This is a genomic window from Methylibium sp. T29-B (assembly GCF_000576225.1).
GTDB classification, from domain to species: Bacteria; Pseudomonadota; Gammaproteobacteria; order Burkholderiales; family Burkholderiaceae_C; genus Methylibium; species Methylibium petroleiphilum.
Genome location: NZ_AZSN01000161.1, coordinates 1 through 8,084, shown reverse-complemented (window position 1 = coordinate 8,084; position 8,084 = coordinate 1). Strand labels below are relative to the sequence as shown.

Annotated in this window: 7 protein-coding genes and 1 pseudogene; all 8 read left to right on the top strand. The window is 71.2% G+C overall.

The features are described 5' to 3' along the window. Positions 1-981: apolipoprotein N-acyltransferase (lnt, locus tag Y694_RS18070; protein WP_036235042.1), on the top strand; the 981-nt coding region annotated here is incomplete at its 5' end. Positions 982-1,070: 89 nt separating this feature from the next. Further along, positions 1,071-1,280, top strand: a complete 210-nt coding sequence (locus Y694_RS22765; RefSeq protein ID WP_051495873.1) for a hypothetical protein — start codon at positions 1,071-1,073, stop codon at positions 1,278-1,280. A 51-nt stretch (positions 1,281-1,331) separates the two neighbouring features. After that, entirely contained in the window at positions 1,332-1,808 is a 477-nt protein-coding gene (locus Y694_RS22760; RefSeq protein WP_051495872.1) for a hypothetical protein, read from the top strand. A 60-nt stretch (positions 1,809-1,868) separates the two neighbouring features. Beyond that, positions 1,869-3,332: a cytochrome P450 gene (locus Y694_RS18060; protein WP_051495871.1), complete on the top strand. Its 1,464-nt coding sequence runs from the start codon at positions 1,869-1,871 to the stop codon at positions 3,330-3,332. A 143-nt stretch (positions 3,333-3,475) separates the two neighbouring features. After that, complete coding sequence (gene glyQ / locus Y694_RS18055) at positions 3,476-4,432, top strand: glycine--tRNA ligase subunit alpha (protein ID WP_036235041.1); 957 nt, start codon at positions 3,476-3,478, stop codon at positions 4,430-4,432. Next, on the top strand, positions 4,429-6,546 hold the full coding sequence (glyS, locus tag Y694_RS18050) for a glycine--tRNA ligase subunit beta (RefSeq protein WP_036235040.1): 2,118 nt from the start codon (positions 4,429-4,431) through the stop codon (positions 6,544-6,546). Before glyQ ends, glyS begins: the two co-directional genes overlap by 4 nt. A gap of 1 nt (position 6,547) precedes the next feature. Next, on the top strand, positions 6,548-7,180 hold the full coding sequence (gene gmhB / locus Y694_RS18045; protein WP_011830953.1) for a D-glycero-beta-D-manno-heptose 1,7-bisphosphate 7-phosphatase: 633 nt from the start codon (positions 6,548-6,550) through the stop codon (positions 7,178-7,180). A gap of 8 nt (positions 7,181-7,188) precedes the next feature. Continuing rightward, positions 7,189-7,968, top strand: a pseudogene (locus Y694_RS18040) (lysophospholipid acyltransferase family protein); the annotation flags it as partial. Between the last annotated feature and the right edge of the window lie 116 nt (positions 7,969-8,084).

The window sequence follows — 8,084 nt, the reverse complement described above, 5'->3', positions numbered from 1 at the left end:
CCGAGCCGTTGGGCGCTGGCCGGCGCGGCCCTGGCCCTGTGGTGGCTGCCGACGGCGCTGCCGCAGCAGCACACCGAGCCCACCGGCACGCTGTCGGTCGCGCTGCTTCAGGGCAACGTGGCGCAGGACGAGAAGTTCGCGCCGGAGCGCCAGCCCGAGGACCTGGTGTGGACGCTGCGAACGATGGTCGAGGCGCGCGCCGACCTCGTCGTCGCGCCGGAAACCGCCATCCCGCTGCTGCCCTCGCAACTGCCGGAGGGGCTGTGGGACGGGCTGCGCGCCGCCTTCGCCGACGGCGAACGTGCCGCGCTGGTCGGCCTGCCGCTCGGCGACCCGCAGGCCGGCTACACCAACTCGGTCGCCGGCCTGTCGCGCGACGCCGCCACTGAGCCCGGCGGCGCCTACCGCTACGACAAGCACCACCTCGTGCCGTTCGGCGAGTTCATCCCGCCCGGCTTCCGCTGGTTCGTCGACCTGATGAACATGCCGCTCGGTGACTTCAACCGCGGGCCGCTGGTGGCGCCGTCGTTCGGGGTCAAGGGAGAGCGGGTGGCGCCCAACATCTGCTACGAAGACCTGTTCGGCGAGGAGCTCGCGGCCCGCTTCGGCCCCGGCGGCGACGCGCCCACGGTGCTGGCCAACGTCAGCAACATCGCCTGGTTCGGCGAGTCGGTCGCGATCGACCAGCACCTGCAGATCTCGCGCCTGCGCGCGCTCGAACTGCAGCGGCCGATGATCCGCGCCACCAACACCGGCGCGACCGTCATCATCGACCACCGCGGCAAGGTCACCCGCTGGCTGGCCCCGCACACCCGCGGCGTGCTCGAGGGCACGGTGCAGGGGCGCAGCGGGCTCACGCCGTTCGCGTGGTGGGCCGGACGCTACGGGCTGTGGCCGCCGCTGGGCTTGGCGCTGGCGATCGTGGCTCTGGCGGTGTGGCGTGGCCGCCGCACTCGCGGGGGCGATCCGGCCCGAATCTGAATCGGGTCTGAACCGCAGCTGAACGGCGCACTGCGGCGGTGCATGGCGCCCCGGAGCGCGACTACAGTGCAAAGTCAGGAGAAATTCCCATGACCTTGCACTTGAAGTTTTCTGCGTTGCTGATCTCTGCATTCGTGTGCTCGGCCGCCCATGCCGACCCGGCCGACTACATCTTCAGCCCGGTCGTCGAACACGGCGAACGCGAGATCGACAGCAAGGCCGGCATCGCCCAGGATCGCCACGGGCGCAGTTTCTGGGGCGGCAAGCTCGGCGTCGAGTACGGCTTCACGCCATGGTGATCGAGCGAGGCCACCGTCAACTTCGGGCGGGAACTCGGCGAATCGACCCGCGTGCATTCGCTCGAATGGGAGAACCGCTTCCAGTTCACCGACACCGGCGAGCAGCCCTACGAGATCGGCCTGCTGATCGAGGTCGAGCGAGAACGCGAATCCTCCGAGGGCTATGAACTGCGCTACGGGCCGCTGCTGCAGGCGAGCTGGGGCGCGGTGCAGGGCAACCTGAACCTGCTGTTCGAGCGCCGCCTGCATGCCGACGACGGGCACACGCCCACCGAGTTCGGCTACCAGTGGCAGGTGCGCGTGCACAGCGACTCGGCGCTGGACTGGGGCGCCCAGGGCTTCGGGCACCTGGGGCGCTGGGACCACTGGGCGCCGCGATCGCAGCAATCGCACATCCTCGGCCCGGCGGTGTTCGCCCAGCTCGGCGACGACGACGAGGACCCGCAAGTGGAGGCCGGCCTGCTGTTCGGCACCGGTGGGGCGGCGCCCCGCGCCACGCTGCGTCTGCAGGCCATGGTGCCCTTCTGAGGCGCGTCGCGCCAGTCGGATTCGCGCACACTCCTCCGGTCCGCTGACCGCGAGGAGACGATGCGCGAGCCGAACGAAGCCGATGACGCCGCCGTTGCGAGGGCCCGCGCCGCCGACGCGGCACCGCTGAGGTCGGTGGCTGCGCTGCCGGGGCCGCGGGGCTGGCCGCTGATCGGCAACCTGCTGCAGTTCGACCTGCCGCGACTGCACCGGCAGTTCGAGGACTGGGCCGACCGCCACGGCCCGACTTACCGCCTGCGCCTCGGCCGGCGCGAGGTGCTGGTGATCTCCGATGCGGAGACGATCGCCGCTCTGCTGCGCGACCGGCCCGACACCTGGCGGCGCATGCGGCCGATCGAGGCGGTGATCCGCGAGGCCGGCGGTCACGGCGTGTTCTCCGCCGAGGGCGACGACTGGCGGCGCCAGCGCCGGCTCGTGATGAGCGCCTTCGACCCCGGTCACCTGAAGCGCTTCTACCCATCGCTGCAGCGGGTGACCGAGCGGCTGATGGCCTCGTGGCGCGAGGCGGCGCGGCGAGGCGAGGCCATCGACTTGCAGGCCTCGCTGATGCGCTACACGGTGGACGTCACGACCGGCCTGGCCTTCGGCGTCGACCTGAACACGATCGACGCTCCGCATCCGCTGCAGGAGCACCTGGACAAGTTGTTCCCGATGCTGTTTCGCCGCGTCAACCTGCCCTTCCCCTACTGGCATTACCTGAGGCTGCCGATCGACCGCGAGTACGACCGCCACCTGCGGCGCGTGCACGAGGCGGTGCGTGGCTTCGTGCAGGCCGCAAGGCAGCGCCTGCAGGACGAGCCGGCGCGCCGCGAGCGGCCGACCGACCTGCTGGAGGCGATGCTGGCCGCGCGCGACGCCGACGGCAGCGCCTTGACCGAGGAAGAGGTGGCCGGCAACGTGATGACCGTGCTGCTGGCCGGTGAAGACACCACGGCCAACACGCTGGGCTGGGCGATCTGGCTGCTGCACGAACATCCGGACGATTGGCAGGCACTCGTCGCCGAGGTGGACGCTGCACTCGGCGATGCACGGTTGCCGCCGAGCTTCGACGCGGCCCGGGGCCTGGCCTCGATCGAGGCTAGCGTCGGCGAGGCGATGCGCCTGAAGCCGGTGGCGCCCTTGCTGTTCATGGAGGCCAACCGCGAGACGGCACTGGCCGGCTTCCGCCTGCCACCCGGCGCCGTGGTGTTCTGTCTGATGCGGCGCGCGGCGCTCGATGCCCGGCTGGCCGAGGACGTGGCGGACTTCCGGCCGGGCCGCTGGCAAGACGGCGCAGACCGGGCCGTGCAGAAGGCCTCGATGCCGTTCGGCGCCGGCCCCCGCCTGTGCCCCGGCCGCTACCTCGCGCTGCTGGAGATGAAGATGGTGCTGGGCATGCTGGCGCGCAACTTCGAACTGCTCGAAGTCGGCCCGGAAGGCGGCGGGGCGCCGGGCGAGCGCATGGCCTTCACGATGTTCCCGGTCGGGCTGAAGATGCGGCTGGCGGAGCGGGCGCGGCGTTGATCGCACGGACTGCGGACCGGCCGTGCAACCGGTAGCGCCGCGCCGCGCGCCGGCCGTCCTCGGTGCGCGAAGCGGCCACCTAGAATCCTGGCTCCGCCGCGGCGCTCCGTTGCCGCGGCCCGCCCTCTCCACGACATCACACGATGCTGAGCTTCCAGCAAATCATCCTGCGCCTGCAGCAGTACTGGGCCGACCAGGGCTGCGCCCTGCTGCAGCCCTATGACATGGAGGTCGGCGCCGGCACCAGCCACACCGCCACCTTCCTGCGCGCGCTCGGCCCCGAGCCCTGGAAGGCCGCCTATGTGCAGCCGAGCCGGCGGCCCAAGGACGGCCGCTACGGCGAGAACCCCAACCGCCTGCAGCACTACTACCAGTACCAGGTGGTGCTCAAGCCGGCGCCGAGCAACATCCTGGAGCTCTACCTCGGCTCGCTCGAGGCGCTGGGCTTCGACCTCAAGGCCAACGACATCCGGTTCGTCGAGGACGACTGGGAGAATCCCACGCTCGGCGCCTGGGGCCTGGGCTGGGAGGTCTGGCTCAACGGCATGGAAGTCACGCAGTTCACCTACTTCCAGCAGGTCGGCGGCATCGACTGCCGGCCGATCACCGGCGAGATCACCTACGGCCTGGAGCGCCTGGCGATGTACCTGCAGGGCGTGGACAACGTCTACAAGCTGCAGTGGACCGAAGGGCTCAGCTACGGCGACGTCTACCTGCAGAACGAGCAGGAGCAGAGCGCCTACAACTTCGAGCACAGCAACGTCGACTTCCTGCTCACGGCGTTCGGCGCCCACGAGGGCAACGCGCAGCAGCTGATGGCGCAGCAGCTCGCGCTGCCGGCCTACGAGCAGGTGCTGAAGGCCGCGCACACCTTCAACCTGCTCGACGCGCGCGGTGCGATCAGCGTGACCGAGCGGGCCGCCTACATCGGCCGCATCCGCAACCTGGCGCGCGCGGTCGCGCAGAGCTACGTCGACAGCCGCGCCCGGCTGGGCTACCCGATGGCGCCGCGCGAGTGGGTGGCCGAGATCGAGAAGGCGGGCGAAGCCGCCCGCAAGCCCGCCAAGGTCGCGAACGCGGAAGAGGCGGCCCGGGCATGAGCGACACCAAGAACCTGCTCGTCGAGCTGTTTGTCGAGGAACTGCCGCCGAAGGCGCTGAAGAAGCTCGGCGAATCCTTCGCCCAGACGCTGGCCGAGAGCCTGAAGGCCCAGGGCCTGGCCACCGAGCACTCGGCCACCACCCCCTTCGCCTCGCCGCGGCGGCTGGCGGCACACATCAGTGCGGTGCTGCCGGCCGCGCCCGACAAGGCGGTGTCGCAGAAGCTGATGCCGGTGAGCGTGGGCCTGACGGCCGACGGCCAGCCCACGCCGGCGCTGCTGAAGAAGCTCGCCGCGCTGGGCGCCGACGCCTCGGCGCTGCAGCGGCTCGAGCGTCGCCCCGACGGCAAGGCCGAGGCGCTGTTCTTCGACAGCCTGGTGCCCGGCGCGATGCTGGCCGCCGGACTGCAGAAGGCGCTGCTCGAAGCGCTCGCGAAGCTGCCGATCCCCAAGCTGATGAGCTACCAGCTCGAGACCGGCGAGCTGCCGGGCTGGGCCAGCGTGCAGTTCGTGCGCCCGGCCCACGGCCTGGTGGCGCTGCACGGCGCCGACCTGGTGCCGGTGGCCGCGCTCGGCCTCGAGTCGCGCCGCGAGACGCACGGCCACCGCTTCGAGGCGCAGATGGACCCGGTGGTGCTGCAGCACGCCGACCACTACGCGCAGCAGTTGCAGGACCAGGGCGCGGTGATCGCCAGCTTCGCGGCGCGCCACGGCGAGATCGCGCGCCAGCTGCAGGCCGCGGCCTCGAAGGAAGGCTTGGTGCCGATCGACGACCCGGCGCTGCTGGACGAGGTGACCGCGCTGGTGGAGCGGCCCAACGTGCTGCTCGGGCAGTTCGAGGAGAGCTTCCTGGCGGTGCCGCAGGAGTGCCTGATCCTCACGATGAAGGCCAACCAGAAGTACTTTCCGCTGCTCGACGCGACGGGCCGGCTCACCCACAAGTTCCTGATCGTCAGCAACATCAGCCCGGAGGACCCCAGCGCGGTGGTCGGTGGCAACGAGCGGGTGGTGAGGCCGCGGCTGGCGGACGCGAAGTTCTTCTTCGACCAGGACCGCAGGAAGACGCTCGAGGATCGCGTGTCCGGTCTGGACAGGGTCGTCTACCACGGCAAGCTCGGTACTCAGGGCGAACGCGTCGAGCGCGTGCGGGCCATCGCGCGGGCGATCGGCAGCCAGCTCGGCGGCGAGGCACTGGCGGCCAAGGCCGACCAGGCCGCACGGCTCGCCAAGGCCGACCTGCTGACCGACATGGTGGGCGAGTTCCCCGAACTGCAGGGCACCATGGGCCGCTATTACGCGCAGCACGACGGCCTGGGCGACGACATCGCGTTCGCGATCGAGGACCACTACCGCCCGCGCTTCGCCGGCGACGATCTGCCGCGCAACGAGGTGGGCACCGTGGTCGCGCTGGCCGACAAGCTGGAGACGCTGGTCGGCCTGTTCGGCATCGGCCAGCTGCCGACCGGCGACAAGGACCCGTTCGCGCTGCGGCGGCATGCGCTGGGCGTGATCCGGATGCTGACCGAGAAGGCCTTGCCGCTCGAGGTCGATGCGCTGCTGAAGACGGCCTTGCCGGCGTTCGGCGCGCTGATCGCCGACCCGTCGTCGGCGCTGGCCGAGTTCATCTTCGACCGCCTCGCCGGCAGCCTGCGCGAGCAGGGCTACCGCGCGCAGGAGGTCGAGGCCGTGCTGTCGCTGCGCCCGCAGCGGCTGGGCGAGGTGGCGCAGCGCCTGGCGGCGGTGCGGGCCTTCGCGGCCCTGCCCGAGGCGCCCGCGCTTGCCGCGGCGAACAAGCGAGTCGGCAACATCCTGAAGAAGGTGGACGGCGCGGTCGAGCCGAAGGTCGACGCGGCGTTGCTGAAGGAGCCGGCCGAGGCCGCGCTGGCACAGGCGCTGGCGGCGGTGAAACCTGCGGCCGATGCCGCCTTCGCGCGCGGTGACCACGCGGCCTCGCTGCAGTCGCTCGCCGCACTGAAGGCGCCGGTCGATGCCTTCTTCGACGGCGTGATGGTCAACGCGGACGACCCGGCGCTGCGCGCCAACCGGCTCGGCCTGCTGGCCACTCTGCATGTCGCGATGAACCGCGTGGCCGATCTCTCGAAGCTGGCGAGCTGACATGCAGCCTCCCAAGCTCGTCATCCTCGATCGCGACGGCACCGTCAACGCCGACAGCGACGAGTACGTCAAGTCGGCCGAGGAGTGGCATGCCCTGCCGGGCGCACTGGAAGGCATCGCGCGGCTCAACCATGCCGGCTGGCACGTGGTGATCGCCACCAACCAGTCAGGCCTGGGCCGCGGGCTGTTCGACATGTCGGCGCTCAACGCGATGCACGCCAAGATGAACCTCGGGCTGGCGCAGGTGGGCGGCCGCGTCGACGCGGTGTTCTTCTGCCCGCACGCGCCCGACGAGGCTTGCGCCTGCCGCAAGCCGCTGCCCGGCCTGTTCACTCAGATCGCCGACCGCTACGGCGCCGATCTGACCAAGGTGCCCGCCATCGGCGACAGCCTGCGCGACCTGCAGGCGGCCCAGGCGGTCGGCTGCGAGACCCACCTGGTGCGCACCGGCAAGTGCGCGGGCCTCACCGACGCGCAGATCGCCGACCTCGTGCGCCAGGTGCCCGGCACCGTGGTGCATGCCGACCTGGCAACCGCGGCGGAGTTCATCGTGCAGCGCGAGCGCCACGAGCGGGCCATCGCGCGCGGCACCGTCGAGGTGCCCGACAGCAACGCCGGAGCGCTGGGGGCATGAGCCGCCTGCTGGCGGTGCTGCGCTCGGCAGTCTTCATCGCGTGGATGGCCGTCACGGTGGTGCCGATCGCCATCGTGGCGCTGCTGCTGTCGATCTTCGTGCGCGGTGATCCGGTGTACTGGGTCTGCATCAGCTGGCTGCGGCTGTCGATCTGGGGTGCGCGGGTGATCTGCGGCGTGCGCTACCGCGTGCAGGGCATGGAGCGGCTGCCGGCCGACCGGCTCTCGCCGGTGATCCTGCTGCCCAAGCACCAGAGCACCTGGGAGACCTTCGCCTTTCCCACGCTGATGTCGCACCCGCTGTGCTACGTGTTCAAGCGCGAGCTGCTCTACATCCCCTTCTTCGGCTGGGCGATCGGGCGGCTCGACATGATCCACATCGACCGCAGCAAGCGCACCGAGGCCTGGAACCGCGTGGCCGAGCAGGGTCGCGAGTACATGGCCAAGGGCAACTGGGTCATCATGTTCCCCGAAGGCACGCGCACGCCGCGCGGCGACCAGGGCGTCTACAAGAGCGGCGGTACGCGGCTCGCGGTGACCACCGGCACGCCGGTGGTGCCGATCGCGGTGAGCTCGGCGAAGTGCTGGCCGCGCAAGAGCTTCGTGCTGCGGCCCGGCGTGATCGACGTCGTGATCGGCCACCCCATCCCCTCCACCGGCCGCCAGCCCGACGAGCTGATGCGCGAGGTGGAAGCCTGGATCGAGGCCGAGATGCGCCGCATCGACCCGAGGCCTACCCGGCCGTCGCCGCCGCGCACTGAGCCCCGACCGGCGCCGCGGCGTCATGACCGGCTTCTATACTCGCCCCCCATGACGCGCCGGGCCGCCGTGGCCGACCCCAACGCCCCCTTCGCCAGCTCGACCTGCCGCTGTCGCGCCGGACGAGCCAGCGGCATCCGCGGCCG